The sequence below is a fragment of the Streptococcus oralis subsp. tigurinus genome (assembly GCF_002096275.1).
Classification (GTDB): domain Bacteria; phylum Bacillota; class Bacilli; order Lactobacillales; family Streptococcaceae; genus Streptococcus; species Streptococcus oralis_CN.
This window is the reverse complement of record NZ_NCUG01000015.1, coordinates 157,379-178,277: the sequence shown is the minus strand read 5'-3', so window position 1 is coordinate 178,277 and position 20,899 is coordinate 157,379. Positions and strand designations below refer to the sequence as shown.

General features: G+C 41.5%; 20 protein-coding genes. 15 read left to right on the top strand and 5 right to left on the bottom strand.

Going from position 1 to position 20,899, the window contains the following annotated elements; all coding sequences use genetic code 11:
* Positions 1 to 1,205: N-acetylmuramoyl-L-alanine amidase family protein (locus B7725_RS10190; RefSeq protein WP_084874450.1), on the bottom strand; the 1,205-nt coding region annotated here is incomplete at its 3' end.
* Between the two features lie 12 nt (positions 1,206 to 1,217).
* Positions 1,218 to 2,438 (bottom strand): caspase family protein, encoded by a 1,221-nt coding sequence (locus tag B7725_RS02790; protein WP_025171722.1) that lies wholly within the window; start codon positions 2,436 to 2,438, stop codon positions 1,218 to 1,220.
* A 101-nt stretch (positions 2,439 to 2,539) separates the two neighbouring features.
* Between B7725_RS02790 and B7725_RS02785 the strand changes: the two genes are divergently transcribed.
* Positions 2,540 to 3,394: a helix-turn-helix domain-containing protein gene (locus tag B7725_RS02785; RefSeq protein ID WP_000427008.1), complete on the top strand. Its 855-nt coding sequence runs from the start codon at positions 2,540 to 2,542 to the stop codon at positions 3,392 to 3,394.
* Positions 3,395 to 3,492: 98 nt separating this feature from the next.
* Here the strand turns inward: B7725_RS02785 and B7725_RS02780 are convergent, their stop codons facing one another.
* From B7725_RS02780 to B7725_RS02770, 3 genes are read right to left on the bottom strand one after another with little or no spacing between them, the layout of a single operon-like run.
* Positions 3,493 to 4,221: an ABC transporter permease gene (locus B7725_RS02780; RefSeq protein ID WP_000498776.1), complete on the bottom strand. Its 729-nt coding sequence runs from the start codon at positions 4,219 to 4,221 to the stop codon at positions 3,493 to 3,495.
* A 15-nt stretch (positions 4,222 to 4,236) separates the two neighbouring features.
* Positions 4,237 to 4,932, bottom strand: coding sequence for an ABC transporter ATP-binding protein (locus tag B7725_RS02775; RefSeq protein WP_084874449.1), 696 nt, complete (start codon positions 4,930 to 4,932; stop codon positions 4,237 to 4,239).
* A gap of 4 nt (positions 4,933 to 4,936) precedes the next feature.
* On the bottom strand, positions 4,937 to 5,302 hold the full coding sequence (locus B7725_RS02770) for a GntR family transcriptional regulator (RefSeq protein ID WP_084874447.1): 366 nt from the start codon (positions 5,300 to 5,302) through the stop codon (positions 4,937 to 4,939).
* A 140-nt stretch (positions 5,303 to 5,442) separates the two neighbouring features.
* Between B7725_RS02770 and nrdR the strand changes: the two genes are divergently transcribed.
* From nrdR to recG, 14 genes are all read left to right on the top strand, one after another.
* Complete coding sequence (nrdR, locus tag B7725_RS02765) at positions 5,443 to 5,916, top strand: transcriptional regulator NrdR (protein WP_001203678.1); 474 nt, start codon at positions 5,443 to 5,445, stop codon at positions 5,914 to 5,916.
* On the top strand, positions 5,917 to 7,080 hold the full coding sequence (locus B7725_RS02760; protein WP_084874445.1) for a DnaD domain protein: 1,164 nt from the start codon (positions 5,917 to 5,919) through the stop codon (positions 7,078 to 7,080).
* Complete coding sequence (dnaI, locus tag B7725_RS02755; protein ID WP_000446483.1) at positions 7,081 to 7,977, top strand: primosomal protein DnaI; 897 nt, start codon at positions 7,081 to 7,083, stop codon at positions 7,975 to 7,977.
* Positions 7,974 to 8,687: an NADPH-dependent oxidoreductase gene (locus B7725_RS02750; RefSeq protein WP_084874444.1), complete on the top strand. Its 714-nt coding sequence runs from the start codon at positions 7,974 to 7,976 to the stop codon at positions 8,685 to 8,687. The genes dnaI and B7725_RS02750 overlap by 4 nt, the downstream gene beginning before the upstream one ends.
* A gap of 13 nt (positions 8,688 to 8,700) precedes the next feature.
* Positions 8,701 to 10,011 carry a ribosome biogenesis GTPase Der gene (der, locus tag B7725_RS02745; protein WP_084874442.1) on the top strand — a complete coding sequence of 437 codons (1,311 nt, stop codon included), beginning with the start codon at positions 8,701 to 8,703 and terminating at the stop codon, positions 10,009 to 10,011.
* A 225-nt stretch (positions 10,012 to 10,236) separates the two neighbouring features.
* Complete coding sequence (locus B7725_RS02740) at positions 10,237 to 11,088, top strand: TPM domain-containing protein (RefSeq protein ID WP_084874441.1); 852 nt, start codon at positions 10,237 to 10,239, stop codon at positions 11,086 to 11,088.
* 151 nt (positions 11,089 to 11,239) lie between these two features.
* Positions 11,240 to 11,836, top strand: coding sequence for a LemA family protein (locus B7725_RS02735; protein ID WP_000812473.1), 597 nt, complete (start codon positions 11,240 to 11,242; stop codon positions 11,834 to 11,836).
* A gap of 132 nt (positions 11,837 to 11,968) precedes the next feature.
* Positions 11,969 to 12,259 (top strand): hypothetical protein, encoded by a 291-nt coding sequence (locus B7725_RS02730; protein ID WP_000415953.1) that lies wholly within the window; start codon positions 11,969 to 11,971, stop codon positions 12,257 to 12,259.
* A 140-nt stretch (positions 12,260 to 12,399) separates the two neighbouring features.
* Positions 12,400 to 14,913: a preprotein translocase subunit SecA gene (gene secA, locus B7725_RS02725; RefSeq protein WP_084874439.1), complete on the top strand. Its 2,514-nt coding sequence runs from the start codon at positions 12,400 to 12,402 to the stop codon at positions 14,911 to 14,913.
* 79 nt (positions 14,914 to 14,992) lie between these two features.
* The gene (locus B7725_RS02720) at positions 14,993 to 16,024 is read left to right on the top strand and encodes a 3-deoxy-7-phosphoheptulonate synthase (RefSeq protein ID WP_000232180.1); all 1,032 of its coding nucleotides are present in this window, start codon (positions 14,993 to 14,995) and stop codon (positions 16,022 to 16,024) included.
* A gap of 1 nt (position 16,025) precedes the next feature.
* Entirely contained in the window at positions 16,026 to 17,057 is a 1,032-nt protein-coding gene (locus tag B7725_RS02715; RefSeq protein WP_057489320.1) for a 3-deoxy-7-phosphoheptulonate synthase, read from the top strand.
* A 44-nt stretch (positions 17,058 to 17,101) separates the two neighbouring features.
* Positions 17,102 to 17,464 carry a holo-ACP synthase gene (gene acpS / locus B7725_RS02710; RefSeq protein ID WP_084874437.1) on the top strand — a complete coding sequence of 121 codons (363 nt, stop codon included), beginning with the start codon at positions 17,102 to 17,104 and terminating at the stop codon, positions 17,462 to 17,464.
* A complete protein-coding gene (gene alr / locus B7725_RS02705; RefSeq protein WP_084874436.1) occupies positions 17,454 to 18,557 on the top strand; it encodes an alanine racemase in 1,104 nt (367 codons plus the stop codon). The genes acpS and alr overlap by 11 nt, the downstream gene beginning before the upstream one ends.
* On the top strand, positions 18,548 to 20,590 hold the full coding sequence (gene recG / locus B7725_RS02700) for an ATP-dependent DNA helicase RecG (protein WP_275655508.1): 2,043 nt from the start codon (positions 18,548 to 18,550) through the stop codon (positions 20,588 to 20,590). Before alr ends, recG begins: the two co-directional genes overlap by 10 nt.
* Positions 20,591 to 20,899 lie beyond the last annotated feature (309 nt).

Genomic DNA, 20,899 nt, shown 5'->3' with positions numbered 1-20,899 from the left:
CTATCTTTAATCCAACCTGTCGCCATAGAACCTGAGTCTTTTAGGTAATACCAAGTTCCACTATCTTTAATCCAACCTGTTGCCATAGAACCTGAGTCTTTTAGGTAATACCAAGTTCCACTATCTTTAATCCAACCTGTTGCCATAGAACCTGAGTCTTTTAGGTAATACCAAGTTCCACTATCTTTAATCCAACCTGTTGCCATAGAACCTGAATCATTTAGGTAGTACCAAGAGCCACCATCTTTAATCCAGCCTGTCGCCATAGAACCTGAATCATTTAGGTAGTACCAAGAGCCACCATCTTTAATCCAGCCTGTCGCCATAGAACCTGAATCTTTTAGGTAATACCAAGAGCCATTATCATATAGCCAATCAGCTGAAATCATAGTTCCTGATGATTTAAAGGCATACCAGCTACCACCTCGGTATAGCCATGTTTGATTAAACATAACCCCTTCATCATCCATAAAGTACCATGTTCCCTGATTATTGATCCAAGCATCTTTAACTAGTTGACCTTGTTTTTGATAGTACCAATTTTGGTTTGATTGTAGCCAGCTAGCAGTTTCAAAGATTGGAGAAAGTTTTACATATAATCCACTGCTATTATATTGCCGAGCAATTCTTCCTGGTTTAATTAAATTAAGAGTTCCTTCTTCACGCCAAGCAACAACAGATTTTCCTGATATTACGGTTGGAAGCGTTGTAACATAAGACTCATTTACAGAATCCCATGAACTTTCTAAGATTTGGTCACCATCTAAAACAAAGTAGCCACTCTTAGCAGTATCTGAATCAACATCGTCAACTACCTTAGTAGACCAAGTTTTTACTTCAGTACCACTCTTAGCCTCTACTACAATATCCCCACGATATCCATAAGGGATATAAAAGTGTAAAAAACGTCCCTTATCTTCAGTTTTAGATACCGTTCTTTCCTCCGCTAAAAAGCTAGTATTTTGCTTTTCTCCATTTAAACTAACTGTCCATTCGATTTTGCTAGTACTAGGTAAATCTAACACTTTAATATTTACTTCATATCCATTATTAATCTTACTGACTTTCCCATTCTCGTATCGAATGCCGCCTTTAAAAGCCCAGTCTTCTTTAAGTTCAAATGCCTTTCCTGCTTGAGGTAGAGTCAATAAAACGAAACCTGCCAATGACAAACTAAGTAGTGTAATTTTTTTTGATACTTTCATTTTATGAACTCCTTATTTTTTGAATAAAACAAATTGACTGTTGTCTGGATAAACTTCAATATGCTGGTTAGAATTTTGTTTCAAAACTTGTTCACGAGAGTATGTATACAGTTCATTTAACGTGATTCTATGATTATAATTTTGGTCTGCTATTAAAGATACTTGTGAATTCTGTAGAGGATTCCATCCTGAACCTAAAGACCAATATTTAGTCGCTAAACTTAATGATCCACCACTAGAGTATTCTGCACCTCTTGATGAGCATAGTACTAAAAATTTAGAGTCAATCATCTCACCTGATTTTTCGTTACCATTCATATTAGAAAATCCTGATACAAACTCGTTCAAATCAAAATATTCTGTAGAGGCTTCTTCATTGGATGCCTCCGTATTATCTTTAGAGATAATTGTTCCAGCATGACAACAATCCAGCATAACAACAAACTTACCTTTGTATTGTTTTAAAATGGACGCCAATTCCCAACCAGAAAATGCTGTTTTATCACTCCCAATATAGATTCTTCCATCTCTTCCTCCATGACAAGTAAAGTAAAGATAGTTCACATCACTTTCGGTAGAAGATTCAAATAGTTCTTGCATTTTTGCAATAATCTCAGACTTAGTTCTATCTGGGAAACGAACAACTTCACTGAAATTTTGGTTGCTAAATACCTTTTCCATCGCATTAACATCTGCGATAGGTACTGCTGGAGTAGATGTTTCACCAAGAACTAAAGCCCGACGATTGATATTTCGGCTTTCGCCACTATTAGCAAAGAAATAGGTATCATCTCCGATATTGTGCCAACCCGTCTGCATAGCTCCGCTAGTATCTAAATAATATTGTTCACCTTCGATAGTCTGTAGCCCTGTTTGCATGACACCACTAGTATCTAAATAATACCAACTACCCGAATCCCAACACCATCCAGTTTTCATGGCTCCACTATCATCTAGAAAATACCATTTTCCATATTCTTTAATCCAACCTGTCTTCATCCAACCTTCACTATCAAAATAGTACCAGGTGTCATTTATTTTTTCCCATCCATTTGTAGTATAAGAACCATCATAATGCTCATACCACCAACGGCTATCAGATTTTATCCAACTTCCACTTGACTTACTATAAGTCGTTTGAGTGGAGGATTCTTGAGCAGAAACTGGATTATTGGTTGGCAGGGATGCTCCCAAGCTAAGTAAAGCAACTGCTGATAATGAAATTTTCTTCAAAACTTTCATAATAATATTTTCCTTTTTTTTTTATTTTGATATAATCATATCAGAATAAAAAAAGCTCGTTTTATTTATTGCAGAAATGGAAGAGAATTGATATGGAAAATTTTGGAGCCGTTTTAAAAGATATCCGTATTTCAAAAAATTTTCGTCTGAAAGATTTAGCGTGTAATGAAATTAGTGAATCAACAATTTCTCGGTTCGAGAATGGAGTTACGAAGTTATCTATTAATCATTTTTATATTCTGTTAGATCGCCTTGGAACCTCATTTTCAGAATTTGAAGAGTTAGTTCACTGTTATTACTCCCAAAAGGTATGTTTTTGGGGAGAGTTAGAAAATGCTGTAAATTCTTCAGATATATTTTTACTTCAAGAATTAGTCCAGAAAATAGAGTTAAGACAAAAGCAAGAAAAAAGTTTATGCAATTACCATATAAAATTGATTACTGAGCAACAGATCAACCGTCTTGCAAACCTTCCTTATAATTCATCTAAATGCAATGAATTAATAAAATATCTGCTTTCTGTAGATACTTGGATGGAGTATGAACTAAAAATTTTCTATAATTCGGTGTTTTTTATGAATACAAAAACCATTAGCTTACTATATAGAATAGTAATCAAGAAAACACGACACTTTCTAAAAACGGAAACGGGAGCTCGCAGGGTAATTCCTTTATATTTATTTAACTTGGAATTACTGTTAAAAAATAATTTGTTAGATAGCGCTCAATTTTTTATAGATGATTTAGAAAATTTACTTACGAGACAAGGATATTATTTTGAAAAAAATTATTTGCTTTTTTTAAGAGGTGTTTATCATATTAAAACTAATCGAGTAGAGATAGGTAAGAAAGAATGTTCTAAAGCTATGAGAATATTTAAGGAATATAATGATAGTGACACAATAGAGAAATTAAACGAGATATTTAGATCAGATTTTATATTTTAATTGCTAGATGGATTCATTTTTTTAATCTAGTTAAAAAATGAGATAAAGAAAAGGATAGCCTCTCAGTGATGAGATGTTATCCTTTTTTGACGTTTAAACTATTGCAAATTAACCTTGTTTTTCAAGATATAGTAGGTACCGAGATAGTAGATAGCTGATAAAAAGAGATCGCGCAGAATTTCTGTACCAATCATCATGTTAAAGTCATTTTCAATTCGGAAGAAGAGAGAAACATAACCAATGACGATGGCAATGACGATATAGGCTAGAATCCCCATAGCTGTTCGATACTCATTAAAGAGTTGTCCGATTGAGATGGAGAGGTAAATGGATAAAATCCATGTAATCGAACCGACAAATAGTGATAGGGCATACAGCCAGCCGTAGCTGAGGTAAGGGGAAATGAAGTTATAGAGGACAGTGAAGTCTTTTTCTATTGGTGTTAAGAAGAAGATAATCAATACACTCAAGATAAAGACGATATAGCTTAAGATGGACCAGACAAGACCACCTAAAAGTTTTGCGATGATGATTTGATGCTCAGAGACAGGCAAGGTTAGGGTCAAGTACCCTTGGCGGTCATAAACACTCCCCTTGAATCTTCGGATGATTAAAAAGATTGTTGCAATCCAAAGAGTGACGCTGAGTCCTCCAAAGACTAGTACCAAAAAGAAGATGAAATAAACAGCATTGTTAGAATTGTAACTCTGGCTAAGGCTACCAAGAAAAGCTCCAATTAAAACTGAAATTGCAAGCACAGCTCCATAGAGCGCTAAATACCATTTATTGACATTCTTAAATTCATAACGAACTAGATTCCAAAACATAATAATCTCCTTTGCTTAGGCTTTAAATTCCTGGCGGAAGAGCTGGTCAATTGATTCACCTGACTCGTAACGAATATCATCAACATTTCCTTGGCGAACGACTTTTCCGTCTTTGAGGAAGATAATCTCATCCAAGATTGGCTCAATATCTGAAATCAAGTGGGTTGAAATCAGGACCGTAGAAGTTGGGGAATAGTTGTTGATGATGGTATTGAGGATATAATCACGAGCAGCTGGATCCACACCTCCGATTGGTTCGTCCAGAACGTAGAGGCGGGCTTCACGGCTCATAACGAGGATTAGTTGGACCTTTTCCTTGTTTCCTTTTGATAATTTCTTTAAGCGACTATTTTCATCAATGCCGAGATCGGCTAAAAGGTGTTGGGCTTTTTCGAGATTGAAATCCTGATAGAAGGTTTTAAAGTAAGTCAGAGCTTCTTTAACCTTCATTTGCTCATTGAGATAAGTTGTGTCTGGTAGATAAGAGACAATGGCTTTGGTAGCAGGACTTGGGTCCATGTTGTTAATGAGGACACGACCTTGGTCTGGTTGGAGAAGTCCGTTGATCAGCTTGATCAAGGTTGTTTTTCCAGATCCGTTCGGACCGAGAAGTCCAACGATTTTTCCAGCGGGAATCTCAAGGGAAACATTGTTAAGGGCTGCTGTAGCCCCATAGGATTTGGATACATTTTCAAATGCTAGTAATGTCATAATTTTACACTCCTTTGATGTATTCGCTAAGCACACTTGGCAGTTCTTCTTTTTGATAGCCGAATTGAAGCATGCCCGTTACAAAGTTTTTCAGTTGCTCCTCAGAAAGCTGTTTGCGGGACTGAACGATGAGGTCTGAATCCTCGGTGACAAAACGGCCAGTTGTCCGCTTGCTGTATACAAATCCTTCACGCTCGAGGTCAGACAAGGCGCGCTGGATGGTATTGGGATTGACCCCAGCTTGGCTCGCCAGTTCTCTCACGGTTGGGAGCTGTTGGTTAGGTTCCAGTTCATGGGAAACAATCTGTAGTTTGATTTTTTCCATAATCTGTAAATAAATGGGTTTTGTATTATCAAATGACCAGGACATCATAGTCTCCTTTCTTTATGGTTTTTGTTCTAATTAAATAATACAATAAAACAAAAAACTTGTCAAGTAAAAATAAGAATTGTTTTGGGAATTGCTCAAAAAATGGTATAATGAAAAGAAAACGACAAGGAGGGAAAAGCATGCGTTGTCCAAAATGTGGGGCTACCAAGTCTAGTGTTGTTGATAGTCGACAAGCCGAAGAAGGAAATACTATCCGTCGAAGACGTGAGTGCGATGAGTGTCAGCATCGTTTTACAACCTATGAACGAGTAGAAGAAAGAACGCTGGTTGTCGTCAAAAAAGACGGTACACGTGAGCAGTTTTCGAGAGATAAAATCTTTAATGGGATTATCCGCTCAGCCCAGAAGCGTCCTGTGTCAAGTGATGAAATCAACATGGTGGTCAATCGTATCGAGCAAAAACTCCGTAGTCGCAGTGAGAATGAGATCCAAAGTGAATATATTGGTTCTTTAGTCATGGAAGAATTGGCGGAGCTGGATGAGATTACCTATGTTCGTTTTGCCAGTGTTTACCGTAGCTTTAAGGATGTGAGTGAGTTGGAGAGTCTGCTCCAGCAGATCACCCAGTCCTCTAAAAAGAAAAAGGAAAAATAGATGAAGCCAAATGACCGTTTTTCTTTTCTAAAGAATAATCGGGTGTCGCAAGATACCTCTTCTCTGGTGCAGTGTTACCTCCCGATTATCGGTCAGGAGGCACTGAGCCTCTATTTATATGCTATTACCTTTTGGGATGGTGGGCAAGAGGAACACCTTTTTGCCAACATTCTTAATCATTTGAACTTCGGGATGAATACGCTCCTCCGGTCTTTTAAAATCTTATCTGCTTTGGATTTGTTGACCCTTTATCAGAAGGGGGAGAGTTATGAGTTGGTCATCCATTCGCCTCTATCCAGTCAGGAATTTCTAAGTCATTCTATCTATAGTAGACTCTTGGAGAGAAAGATTGGGGATACTGCGCTTGCTTCCCTGAAGCAGGCTCCAAGTGAGGGAGAAGAACTCTCTGTTTCTTTGAGCCAAGTCTTTCCAAACCTGACCGAAGAAGTGACTCCAACCGAGTTTAAAATCAAGATGAAAAATGATTTTGACTTAGAGCATTTTCAGCGGCTGATGGCTCGAGATGGTTTGCGTTTTGAAGACGAGCAGGCGGATGTTTTGGAATTGTTTGCCATCGCAGATGAAAAAAAATGGACTTGGTTTGAAACCTATCAATTAGCCAAGGCGACTACAGTGGCTCAGGTTATTTCTGTCAAACGTATGCGTGAAAAGATAGCACAAAAACCAGCGTCTTCTGACTTTAGTCCCAAAGAAATGACCATTATCAATGAAGCCAAAAATAAAACACCCCTGCAATTTTTAGCGGAAATCAAGCAAACGCGTAAGGGAAACATCACCCAAAGTGAAAGAGAACTCCTTCACCAGATGGCGTCTTTAGGCTTGTTGGACGAAGTCATCAATATCGTCTTACTTTTAACCTTTAACAAGGTTGATTCGGCCAATGTCAATGAAAAATATGCTATGAAAGTCGCAAACGACTATGCCTATCGCAAGATTCGGACAGCAGAAGAAGCTGTGCTTCGGATTCGAGAGCGTCAGCAAAAAGGGCAAGAAGAACAGAAAAACAAGGCTAGCTCAACTAAGACAAATGTTCCTAAGTGGAGTAATCCAGAATACAAGAATCAAACCAGTGAGGAGACTCGTCTGGAACTAGAACGTAAAAAACAAGAAATGTTAGCCCGATTAGAAGAAGGAGGAGACTAGATGGAAAGTGTTGGTGATGTAATCAAACGTCAGACAAGTCGTTTTCAGTATCAGGACCTGGTCCAGCAGATCATGAAGGACCCAGATGTAGCGGCTTTTATCCAGAAAGAATCCCTCAGTCCAGAGGAGTTGAATCGTAGCATCTCCAAGTTCAATCAATATATCACAGAACGGGACAAGTTTCTTCGTGGGGATGCGGACTATATAGCACGTGGTTACAAGCCTATCTTGGTCATGAATCACGGTTATGCGGACGTTTCTTATGAAGAAACACCAGAACTAATCGCGGCTGAAAAAGAGGCTGCAATCAAGAATCGCCTCAAGTTGATCAATCTACCAGCAAGTCTCAAGAAAGCGAAATTAGCTCAGATTGACCTGGATGATCTAGGACGCTTGCCGATTTTTGAGAGACTCTATGCCTTTGTTGACCTTTACCCAAGCATCCGAAAAGGCCTCTATCTTTATGGAGATTTTGGTGTCGGAAAGAGTTTCATGATGGCGGCCCTGGCTCACGACTTATCTGAAAAACGTGGGGCTTCAACGACTATTCTCCACTATCCAAGTTTTGTCATTGATGTGAAAAATGCCATCGGTGAAGGCTCTGTGAAGACCTTGGTGGATGACATCAAGTTAGCAGAGGTCTTGATCTTGGATGATATTGGCGCAGAGCAGTCGACTCCTTGGGTGCGTGATGAGATTCTCCAAGTCATTCTTCAGTACCGCATGCAGGAAGATTTGCCGACCTTCTTTACTTCCAACTTTAATTTCCAAGATTTGGAAAAACATTTTGCCAAAGGAAAGAATGGAAATGATGAGACTTGGGAAGCTAGACGGGTTATGGAAAGGATCCGCTATTTAGCAGAGGAAACGAGACTAGAAGGAGAAAATCGCCGATGACAGAAACCATTAAACTGATGAAAGCTCATACTTCAGTTCGTCGTTTTAAGGAGCAAGAGATTCCTCAAGAACACTTAAATGAAATCTTGACTGCTGCCCAAATGGCGTCATCTTGGAAAAATTTCCAATCCTATTCTGTGATTCTTGTACGCAGTCAAGAGAAGAAAGACGCTTTATATGAATTGGTTCCTCAGGAAGCTATTCGCCAGTCAGCTGCCTTTTTGCTCTTTGTTGGTGACTTGAACCGAGCTGAAAAGGGAGCAAGTCTTCATACGGATACTTTCCAACCCCAAGGGGTGGAAGGTCTCCTTATCACGTCTGTGGATGCTGCGCTTGCTGGTCAAAACACCTTGCTTGCAGCAGAGAGTCTGGGATATGGTGGTGTGATTATCGGCTTAGTCCGTTACAAATCGGAAGAAGTGGCAGAGCTTTTTAATTTGCCTGACTATACCTACCCCGTTTTTGGGATTGCCCTCGGCGTGCCAAACCAACAACACGATGTCAAGCCAAGACTACCTTTGAACCAAGTGGTATTTGAAGAAGAATACCAAGAACAGCCAGTCGAAGCGATTTTGGACTATGACCAAGTACAGGCAGACTATGCTGGTGCGCGTGCGACGACCTCTTGGAGTCAGCGTTTAGCAGAGCAGTTTGGTAAACCTGAGCAAGTTTCAACCCGAGAAAATCTTGAAAAGAAAAAGTTATTGTAGAAAGTGAGAAAACATGGCCTTACCAACTATTGCCATTGTGGGACGTCCCAATGTTGGGAAATCAACCCTATTTAATCGGATCGCTGGTGAGCGGATCTCAATCGTAGAAGATGTCGAGGGTGTGACACGTGACCGTATCTATGCAACGGGTGAGTGGCTCAATCGTTCTTTTAGTATGATTGATACTGGAGGGATTGATGACGTCGATGCTCCTTTCATGGAGCAAATCAAACACCAGGCAGAAATTGCCATGGAAGAAGCAGATGTCATCGTCTTTGTGGTTTCTGGTAAAGAAGGAATCACGGATGCAGACGAGTACGTAGCTCGCAAACTCTATAAAACCCATAAGCCTGTTATCTTAGCAGTTAACAAGGTTGACAATCCGGAGATGCGAAATGATATCTATGATTTCTATGCGCTAGGTTTGGGAGAACCTCTACCAATTTCGTCTGTCCACGGTATTGGTACGGGTGATGTACTGGATGCCATCGTGGAAAATCTACCACATGAAGTCGAAGAAGAAAATCCAGATGTCATTAAATTCAGCTTAATTGGCCGTCCAAACGTCGGAAAATCAAGCTTGATCAATGCTATTTTGGGAGAAGACCGTGTGATTGCTAGTCCAGTAGCTGGAACAACGCGCGATGCCATTGATACCCATTTTACAGATGCTGATGGACAAGAGTTTACCATGATTGATACAGCAGGTATGCGTAAGTCTGGTAAAGTCTACGAAAATACAGAAAAATACTCTGTCATGCGTGCTATGCGTGCCATTGACCGTTCTGACGTGGTCTTGATGGTCCTCAATGCCGAAGAAGGTATTCGTGAGTACGACAAGCGTATCGCAGGTTTTGCCCACGAAGCAGGTAAAGGAATGATCATCGTGGTCAACAAATGGGATACTCTTGACAAAGACAACCATACCATGAAGAACTGGGAAGAAGATATCCGTGAGCAGTTCCAATATCTGCCTTATGCACCGATTGTCTTTGTTTCAGCTCTAACCAAGCAACGTCTCCACAAATTGCCTGAGATGATCAAGCAAATCAGTGAAAGCCAAAACACACGTATCCCATCAGCTGTCTTGAACGATGTCATCATGGATGCCATTGCTATCAATCCAACACCGACAGACAAAGGAAAACGCCTCAAAATCTTCTACGCGACTCAAGTGGCAACCAAGCCACCGACCTTTGTCATCTTTGTCAACGAAGAAGAACTCATGCACTTCTCTTACCTGCGTTTCTTGGAAAATCAAATCCGCAAGGCTTTCGTCTTTGAAGGGGCACCGATTCATTTGATCGCAAGAAAACGCAAGTAAGCTATGCTTGTTTTCACACAAAAATAAACTAAAAGAAGGCTATGAGGTCTTCTTTTTTCTATCAAAGGAGTAAAAAGGCTTGTCAAATCGGGGACAAAATCTGTCATCAAAATTCAGTCAATTTCCTAATTTTTGTAATCTATTTGTAATGAAAATGTACTTTCTTTGTAAAAATCAAAATGCTATAATTCCTTAAATCAATTTTCCTTTATCAGGGAGGTTATTATGAAAAGAAGCAGATTATTTAGAAATAGTTTGTTGGTTCGCTTGCTTGGGTTACTGATGGTCTTTCTCTTCTTGTCAGCATTCACAGCACCTGAAAAACCTGAGTACGGGATTTATGACCCAGATCATTATTTAACGGATGAGACTATTCGTCTGATTCGGGGGTTGAACAATGTAAATAGTAAAAAATCAGAAAAATTCCAGATGGGTGTTTACGTTGTGAAAAGCCTAGATGGAGAAACAATCGAAACAGTCGCCAATGAAACAGCTAGAGCTTGGAAGATTGGCTACTCGGGAGACAATCACGGTGTCTTGATTGTGGTATCAGTCCAAGATAGAAAATCACGGATTGAAACCAGTAATAATGTGGCCAGTAAGATCACAGACTATCAGACAAATAGATTTTTGAAAACAGCACGCCCTTATTTTCAAAAAGGAGATTACAACAATGGAGTTCTCTCAATAGTCAACAATCTCAACTACATGTTCTATAGTGGATCGAGTACGACTGCTTCAAGTTCTAAAAGTAGTTACGACTATACTACCAACTCTAGTCGCTTAAGGGAACTTGAAGGGTATGCTGGTGAGAATAGTTCTTCGAGACGTCATCGAAAAAGCAGTTCGAGCGACGGAGTTATCGGATTTGGAATTCTCATTTACTTCATCGTGATGATTATTGGCTTTATATCTGGAGGTCGTGGTGGCGGTTCACATGGCGATGATTCTGGCGGTGGCTGGTGGGGCGGTGACTCATCAGATTCAGGTTCCTCTTGGTCTGACTCAGGCTCCGACTCATCTGGTGGCTGGGACGGCGGTGGCTTCGATGGTGGCGGTTCGTCTGATGACTGGTGAGATAGCTCAAACCGATTTCTCCATGCAGTAAGGTGACTCCTTCGCAAGAGTTTACTCCTTAATTAAAAATAAAAACAAAGTTTGGGAAATTGATTTAAAATCTGAGTATTTTCTCAGAAAAGTTGATAAAAGAAAGTGTTAAGGTTTTGATATGAAACAAAATAAAGTAATTCTCTCAATAGTGGCGATTTTCTTTGGACTACTAGTTCTGGGAAGTTGTTCCGCAGTGACGACCTATAATGGTTTGGTTGGTGAACAGACTAAAGTGGAGCAGGCTCAGGCCGATGTCTCGACAGCCCTCCAACGTCGTTCGGACTTGATTGGTAACTTGGTGGAGTCCGTTAAAGGACAAATGAATCATGAAACCGAAGTCTTTACCAAGATTGCTGATGCTAGAGCTAAAATCGGTAGTAGCTCAGTAACTTCGGAAGAAAACCAAAAGGCTCAGGGAGAGTTGAGCTCAGCTCTTTCCCGCTTGATTTCCTTGACGGAGAATTATCCAGAACTCAAGAGCAATCAAAATGTTGAGCAACTAATGGTCGAACTTTCAGGCAGTGAAAATCGTATCTTTGTAGCACGCAAGGATTATAATAAGGTTGCAGCTGAGTACAATCAAAAGTTGAGAAGTTTTCCAACCGTGCTTTTTGCGAATATGATGAACTTTAAAGAAGCTGAAACTTTTAAAGAAACAGAAGAAGCCAAGACAGTTCCTAAGGTCGATTTTGGAACCTCTTCATCAAGTCAATAAAGTGAATCAGCCTATGAATAAAGGGATTTCTCTAGCATGACTAGTGATTTCAAACCCGAACCTGGAAAGCTTTTTCCAGGTTTTTTTGGTATAATAAAAGGGAAGAGACAGTGACTGAAATGGAGGTTTGCTATGGAGAAAACAAAAGCCTTTCTTGAAGCGCACTACAAGAGATATATCCTTACGATTTGCTTTCTCTGGTTCCTCATGTTTTTTCTTCCTTGGGATTGGCAAATAGGAGGAGTTTCAGTGTATTATTTCGTTATGAAAAAACTCTTTGTGGTTTTTGGTGTTTTATCCATCCTATACTCCGTATTGATTAAAAAAATCAGTCTTCTCGTCTTTGGCATCATCTTTTGCTTGGCCTTCTGGATTAATCTCTTTTGGTATTTTGGGATATTGCCTGCATTCTTGGGAAATTAAATATTAAAAATTGATGGACTAGACTAGCTTCTAGCCCTTTTCCCCTTGTAAAACAAGGATTCTTTCTTGAAAAATAATGGTAAATATGCTAAAATTAAAAGAACATTCTAAAATATTCAGAATAAAAAGTAAGGAAAATCATGGCTAATATTTTAAAAACGATTATTGAAAATGATAAAGGAGAACTTCGTCGTCTGGAAAAGATGGCTGATAAGGTTCTTAACTATGAGAGCCAAATGGCTGCAATGTCAGACGAAGAACTAAAAGCGAAAACTGACGAATTTAAAGAACGATACAATAAGGGTGAATCACTTGATTCATTGCTATATGAGGCTTTTGCGGTAGTACGTGAAGCAGCAAAACGTGTCCTTGGACTTTTCCCTTATAAGGTTCAGGTCATGGGTGGGATTGTTCTTCACCATGGTGACGTTCCAGAGATGCGTACTGGTGAAGGGAAAACCTTGACGGCGACCATGCCGGTGTACCTTAATGCCCTTGCAGGTAAAGGGGTTCACGTAGTTACAGTCAATGAATACCTAACAGAACGTGACGCGACTGAGATGGGTGAATTGTACTCATGGCTCGGTCTGTCAGTAGGGATCAACTTGGCAGCTAAATCTCCAATGGAGAAAAAAGAAGCTTACCTCTGTGATATTACCTACTCAACCAACTCAGAGATTGGTTTCGATTACCTTCGTGACAATATGGTCGTTCGTGCAGAAAACATGGTACAACGTCCACTCAATTATGCTTTGGTAGATGAGGTTGACTCGATCTTGATCGATGAAGCCCGTACTCCTTTGATCGTTTCAGGTGCCAATGCAGTTGAGACTAGCCAACTCTACCATATGGCGGATCATTTTGTGAAGTCTTTGGACAAGGATGACTATATTATTGACATTCAGTCTAAGACGATTGGTTTGTCTGATTCTGGGATTGACAAGGCTGAGAGCTATTTCAAACTGGAAAATCTCTATGATGTCGAAAACGTAGCTCTTACCCATTTTATCGATAATGCCCTTCGTGCCAACTATATCATGATTCTTGATATCGACTATGTGGTTAGTGAAGAACAAGAAATCTTGATCGTCGACCAATTTACAGGTCGTACCATGGAAGGTCGTCGTTACTCTGACGGCTTGCACCAAGCGATTGAAGCAAAAGAAGGTGTGCCGATTCAAGATGAAACTAAGACTTCAGCTTCTATCACCTACCAAAACCTCTTCCGTATGTATAAGAAATTGGCAGGTATGACAGGTACTGGTAAAACAGAAGAAGAAGAATTCCGCGAAATATACAACATTCGTGTTATCCCAATCCCAACCAACCGTCCAATCCAACGTATCGACCACTCAGACCTTCTCTATGCCAGTCTTGATGCGAAGTTTAAGGCTGTAGTTGAAGATGTAAAAGCTCGTCACCAAAAAGGTCAGCCAGTCTTGGTAGGTACAGTTGCAGTTGAAACGAGTGACTTCCTTTCTAAGAAACTGGTAGAGGCGGGTGTTCCTCACGAAGTCTTGAATGCGAAGAACCACTACAGAGAAGCACAAATCATCATGAACGCTGGTCAGCGTGGCGCAGTTACTATTGCAACCAACATGGCCGGTCGTGGTACCGATATCAAGCTTGGCGAAGGGGTTCGTGAACTTGGTGGTCTTTGCGTCATTGGTACAGAGCGCCACGAAAGTCGCCGTATTGATAATCAGCTTCGTGGACGTTCAGGGCGTCAAGGGGACCCAGGTGAGTCACAATTCTACTTGTCTCTTGAAGATGATTTGATGAAACGTTTCGGTTCAGAACGTTTGAAAGGTGTCTTTGAACGCCTCAACATGTCTGATGAAGCCATCGAATCTCGCATGTTAACGCGTCAAGTGGAAGCAGCTCAAAAACGTGTCGAAGGAAACAACTACGACACTCGTAAGCAAGTCCTTCAATACGATGATGTTATGCGTGAACAACGTGAAATCATCTATGCACAACGTTATGATGTCATTACTGCAGATCGTGACTTGGCACCAGAAATCCATGCTATGATTCGTCGTACCATTGGCCGAATCGTAGATGCACATGCTCGTTCGAAAGAAGATGAAAAACTGGAAGCAATCTTGAACTTTGCTAAATATAACTTGCTTCCAGAAGATTCAATCAGCCGTTCAGATTTTGCAGGTCTGTCAGATCAGGCCATCAAAGATGAACTTTACCAACGTGCCTTGAAAGTTTATGACAACCAAGTTGCCAAACTTCGTGATGAAGATGCAGTGAAAGAGTTCCAGAAGGTCTTGATCCTACGTGTTGTAGACAACAAGTGGACAGACCATATCGATGCTCTTGACCAGTTGCGAAATGCTGTTGGTCTTCGTGGATATGCCCAAAACAATCCTGTCGTAGAATATCAAGCAGAAGGTTTCCGCATGTTTAATGACATGATTGGATCAATTGAATTTGATGTGACCCGCTTGATGATGAAAGCACAAATCCACGAACAGGAACGTCCTCAAACTGAACACAATATCAGTACAACTGCGACTCGAAATATCGCAGCGCAGCAGACTCAGCTTCCAAAAGATGTGGACTTGAGCCAAGTCGGACGAAATGATCAATGCCCATGTGGATCTGGTAAGAAATTCAAGAACTGTCATGGTAAGAGACAATAATACGAGATAAGATACAGGCGGATACCTGGTAAAAGTCATTTTTTGCTTGGTGTCCGTTTGCTTTATAAGGAGATGAATCATGGTATTTACAGCTAAAAGTCCTAAAATTAACATTGAAGAAGTGCGCGCCTTGTCTAAATTAGAGGGGGCGGCTCTTGCGAGAAAAAAACAACGTGATCAGGAATTGGAAGCCATCATTCGTGGGGAAGACCAGCGTATTCTCTTGGTGATAGGACCATGTTCATCTGATAATGAAGAGGCGGTTCTCGAGTATGCCAAGCGTCTATCTGCTTTGCAAGAAGAGGTCAAAGACCGCATTTTTATGGTCATGCGAGTCTATACGGCTAAACCTCGTACCAATGGAGATGGCTATAAGGGCTTGATTCATCAACCAAATGCTAAAGAAGCACCTAGTTTGATCAATGGAATCAAGGCTGTTCGTCATTTACATTACCGAGTTATTTCTGAAACGGGTATGACAACAGCGGATGAGATGCTTTATCCTGAAAATCTTCCGTTGGTGGATGATTTGATTTCTTATATGGCTGTTGGAGCTCGTTCTGTAGAGGATCAACAGCACCGTTTTGTAGCGAGTGGAGCAGATTTTTCAACAGGATTTAAAAATCCAACATCTGGAAATCTCAATGTTATGTTTAACGGGATTTACGCAGCGCAAAATAAGCAGAGTTTCCTCTTCCTCGGTAAAGAGGTGGAAACAACAGGGAATCCATTGTCCCATGCTATTCTTCGTGGTGCCTTGAATGAATACGGGAAAAATATTCCCAACTACTACTATGACAATTTGATAGATACCATTGCCCAGTATGAAAAGATGGGCTTGGAAAATCCCTTTATCATCATCGATACCAATCATGACAATTCAGGCAAGCAGTATATGGAGCAAATCCGTATCGTTCGTCAGACCTTGATTAACCGTGACTGGAATGAGAAAATCAAGAAATACGTTCGTGGTTTTATGATTGAGTCCTATCTAGAAGATGGACGTCAAAATGAACCCGAAGTTTTTGGTAAGTCCATTACAGATCCGTGTCTCGGATGGGACAACACAGAGGCACTTGTTCGCGAAATTTACCAAACGCTAGGAGAGTAAGATGGCATTTATCGAAAAAGGTCAAGAAATTGATATTGAAGCAATCAAGGCTGCGACCCAGTTGTCAGCTGAAGCATTGCGAAAAAAAGAAGCCCGTGATAGAGAGTTGGCAGCTATCATCTCAGGTGAGGACGACCGAATCCTTTTGGTGATTGGGCCTTGCTCTTCGGACAATGAAGAAGCTGTGCTCGAATATGCTCGTCGCTTAGCAGACTTGCAGAAAAAAGTTGCGGATAAAATCTTTATCGTGATGCGTGTCTATACGGCTAAACCTCGTACCAATGGAGATGGCTATAAGGGTTTGGTTCATCAGCCGGATACTTCAAAAGCTCCAAGCCTGATTAACGGCTTGCAGGCTGTTCGTCAGCTGCACTACCGTGTGATTACCGAAACTGGATTGACAACAGCTGATGAGATGCTTTATCCGTCAAATCTCGTTTTGGTTGATGACCTGGTCAGCTACCATGCTGTTGGGGCTCGTTCGGTGGAAGACCAGGAACACCGCTTTGTAGCGTCTGGGATTGATGCTCCAGTTGGGATGAAAAATCCAACATCTGGAAATCTCGGGGTCATGTTTAATGCCATCTATGCGGCTCAAAACAAGCAAACCTTCCTTTACCATGGGCAAGAAGTGGAAACTTCAGGAAATCCTTTGGCCCACGTTATCCTTCGTGGCGCCATGAACGAATATGGTAAAAATGAACCCAACTTCTACTATGAAACCCTCTTAAATGCCATCAATCGCTATGAGACTATGGGACTTGAAAATCCCTTCATTATCATCGATACCAATCATGACAATTCAGGCAAGCAGTATATGGAACAAATTCGCATTGTTCGTCAGGCCTTGCTGAATCGTGATTGGAATGAAAAGATTAAAAAGACGGTTCGAGGCTTTATGATCGAATCTTACCTAGCAGATGGTCGCCAAAATCAACCAGAGGTCTTTGGTTGCTCCATAACCGACCCTTGTCTAGGTTGGGAAAATACAGTAGCCTTGGTAGAAGAAATTTATACTACCTTAACAAAATAAGTGAAAAGGATGGAGTTGGGGGAATCTCAGCTCCTTTTGTGAGTATGATAGTTGGATACGGAATTGACATCGAAGAATTGGCTTCGATAGAAAATGCAGTTACACGACGTGAGGGCTTTGCCAAGCGTGTGCTGACCCCTAAAGAAATGGAGCGTTTTACCAGTCTCAAAGGGCGCAGACAGATCGAATACTTGGCAGGTCGTTGGTCGGCTAAGGAGGCCTTTTCCAAGGCTATGGGAACTGGCATTGGAAAACTGACCTTTCAGGATTTGGAAGTTTTGAACAATGAACGAGGGGCTCCTTATTTTAGCCAGTCCCCATTTTCAGGAAAAATTTGGCTATCTATCAGCCATACAGATCAGTTTGTGACAGCCAGTGTCATTTTGGAGGAAAATCATGAAAGCTAGTCCACATAGACCAACCAAGGCTCTGATATATCTGGGAGCCATTCGACAAAATATACAACAAATGGGAAGTCATATCCCTAATGGTACGCTCAAATTTGCAGTAGTCAAGGCTAATGCTTATGGACATGGGGCGGTAGCTGTTGCAACGGCGATCCAGGATGTTGTTGATGGATTTTGCGTTTCCAATATCGATGAAGCTATCGAGTTGCGTCAAGCAGGTATAAACAAGAAAATCCTCATCTTAGGAGTTTCTGAAATCGAAGCTGTTTCCCTAGCTAAAAAATATGACATCACCTTGACTGTGGCAGGATTGGAGTGGATTCAAGCGCTGTTAGATAAGGAAGCAGATTTAACTGGCTTGACTGTCCACCTCAAGATTGACTCAGGAATGGGACGGATTGGTTTTAGAGAGGCCAGTGAAGCTGATTTGGTTCAAGACTTGCTCAAGCAACATGGTGCTCGCGTTGAAGGAATTTTTACCCACTTTGCGACTGCAGATGAGGAATCAGATACCTACTTTAATCAGCAGTTAGAATGCTTTAAAGCTATTTTGGCCAGTATGAAAGGTCTTCCAGAACTGGTTCATGCCAGCAACTCGGCAACGACTCTTTGGCATGTAGAGACTATTTTTAACGCTGTTCGTATGGGAGATGCCATGTATGGTCTTAATCCAAGTGGAGAGGTCTTGGACTTACCCTATGACTTGAAACCAGCCTTGACCTTGGAATCTGCCCTAGTTCATGTCAAGACAGTTCCAGCTGGAGCTTGCATGGGCTACGGAGCGACCTATCAGGCGGATAGCGAGCAAGTCATCGCGACTGTTCCAATCGGCTATGCGGACGGGTGGACACGAGACATGCAAAATTTCTCCGTCTTGGTAGATGGACAAGCTTGCCCAATCGTCGGACGAGTATCTATGGACCAAATTACCATTCGTCTGCCTAAGCCTTATCCGTTAGGAACAAAAGTAACCTTGATCGGCACCAACGGCGACAAGGAAATCACAGCAACTCAGGTAGCGACCTATCGTGGAACCATTAACTATGAGGTGGTTTGTCTCCTCAGCGACCGCATTCCGAGAGAATATTATTAAAAAGAAAGGAGTGGAGCATGAATCTACATCAACCCTTGCATGTCTTACCTGGTGTGGGACCGAAGTCAGCAGAGAAATACGCCAAACTAGGAATTGAAAACTTGCAAGACCTCTTGCTCTACTTTCCTTTCCGTTATGAAGACTTTAAGACCAAGCAGGTGCTAGATCTGGAAGATGGGGAAAAGGCGGTTCTGTCTGGTCAAGTCGTGACCCCTGCCAGTGTCCAGTATTATGGTTTCAAGCGCAATCGCCTACGTTTTAGCCTCAAGCAGGGAGAAGTCGTTTTTGCGGTGAATTTTTTTAACCAACCCTATCTGGCTGATAAGATAGAGTTGGGTGCAACCCTTGCTGTCTTTGGGAAATGGGACCGTGCTAAGGCCAGTCTGACTGGGATGAAGGTTCTGGCTCAGGTGGAAGATGACCTCCAACCTGTTTATCGACTGGCTCAGGGAATCAGTCAGGCCAGTCTGGTCAAGGTCATCAAGACGGCTTTTGATCAGGGATTGGACCTTTTGATTGAGGAAAATCTGCCTCAGTCTTTACTTGATAAATACAAACTCATGTCCCGTTGTCAGGCTGTCCGTGCCATGCATTTTCCTAAGGATTTGGCAGAATACAAGCAGGCCCTTCGCCGTATCAAGTTTGAGGAACTCTTTTATTTTCAGATGCAGTTGCAGACGCTCAAGTCTGAAAATAGAGTTCAGGGAAGCGGTCTGGTTCTGAATTGGTCTCAGGAAAAAGTGACAGCCGTTAAAGAAAGTCTGCCTTTTGCCCTGACTCAAGCTCAGGAAAAGAGTTTGCGGGAAATTTTGGCCGACATGAAGTCGGACCACCACATGAATCGTCTCTTACAAGGGGATGTGGGGAGCGGAAAAACAGTCGTCGCTGGCTTGGCCATGTTTGCGGCGGTGACGGCTGGCTACCAGGCGGCCCTCATGGTACCGACAGAAATCCTAGCAGAGCAACACTTTGAGAGTTTACAGAACCTTTTTCCAGACTTGAAACTGGCTCTCTTGACAGGTTCCTTAAAAGCTGTAGAAAAAAGAGAAGTTTTAGAGACCATTGCCAAGGGTGAGGCTGATTTGATTATCGGAACCCATGCTCTGATACAGGATGGGGTTGATTATGCTCGTCTTGGCTTGATTATCATCGATGAGCAGCACCGTTTTGGTGTGGGGCAAAGGCGTATTTTACGTGAAAAAGGGGACAATCCTGACGTTCTCATGATGACGGCGACGCCCATTCCACGAACCTTGGCTATCACAGCCTTTGGAGATATGGATGTTTCCATTATTGATCAGATGCCAGCAGGGCGGAAGCCTATTGTGACGCGTTGGATTAAGCATGAGCAGTTGCCTCAGGTCTTGACTTGGTTAGAGGGGGAAATCCAAAAAGGTTCGCAAGCCTACGTCATCTCTCCCTTGATTGAGGAATCTGAAGCTCTGGATCTGAAAAATGCCATTGCCTTATCAGAAGAGTTGACGGCTCATTTTACTGGTAAGGCAGAAGTAGCTCTTCTACACGGTAAGATGAAGAGTGATGAAAAAGACCAGATCATGCAGGATTTCAAAGAGAGAAAAACGGATATTCTAGTATCTACAACTGTTATCGAGGTTGGGGTCAATGTTCCAAATGCGACCGTCATGATTATCATGGATGCTGATCGGTTCGGTCTCAGCCAGCTTCATCAGCTCAGAGGTCGTGTCGGTCGGGGAGACAAGCAGTCTTATGCTGTTCTTGTGGCTAATCCCAAGACGGACTCTGGGAAGGACCGCATGCGCATCATGACAGAAACCAATAATGGATTTGTCCTTGCTGAGGAAGATTTGAAAATGCGCGGATCGGGTGAGATTTTTGGAACCAGACAGTCAGGTCTGCCAGAGTTTCAAGTGGCGGATATTATCGAAGATTTTCCGATTTTAGAAGAAGCTAGGAAGGTTGCCAGCTACATTAGTTCGATAGAAGGTTGGAAAGAGGATCCAGAATGGCGCATGATTGCTCTCCACCTAGAGAAGAGAGAACATCTGGATTAAGCCTTTTCTAAGAAATCTATAAGCTAGCTTTTAGGTTTGGGTCTTATACTAGAGTCATCAAAAAGAAACGAGGATTCTCACATGACTATTAAAGTAACCTACCAAAAGAAATTCCAAACCGTCAAACTAGAGAAAGGAGCTAGCACCTATTGATACACAAAGAGCGGAAACGCTCTTTTTATTTTTATAAAATGATCGGCTATAAATCAAACTTAGTCGAGTGATAAAAAGATATTAGTCTCCAAGCCTATTTACTCTTTGACTGAAGCTTGATATAATTGCCCCATCTGAGTAAAGAGGAGTGAAAAG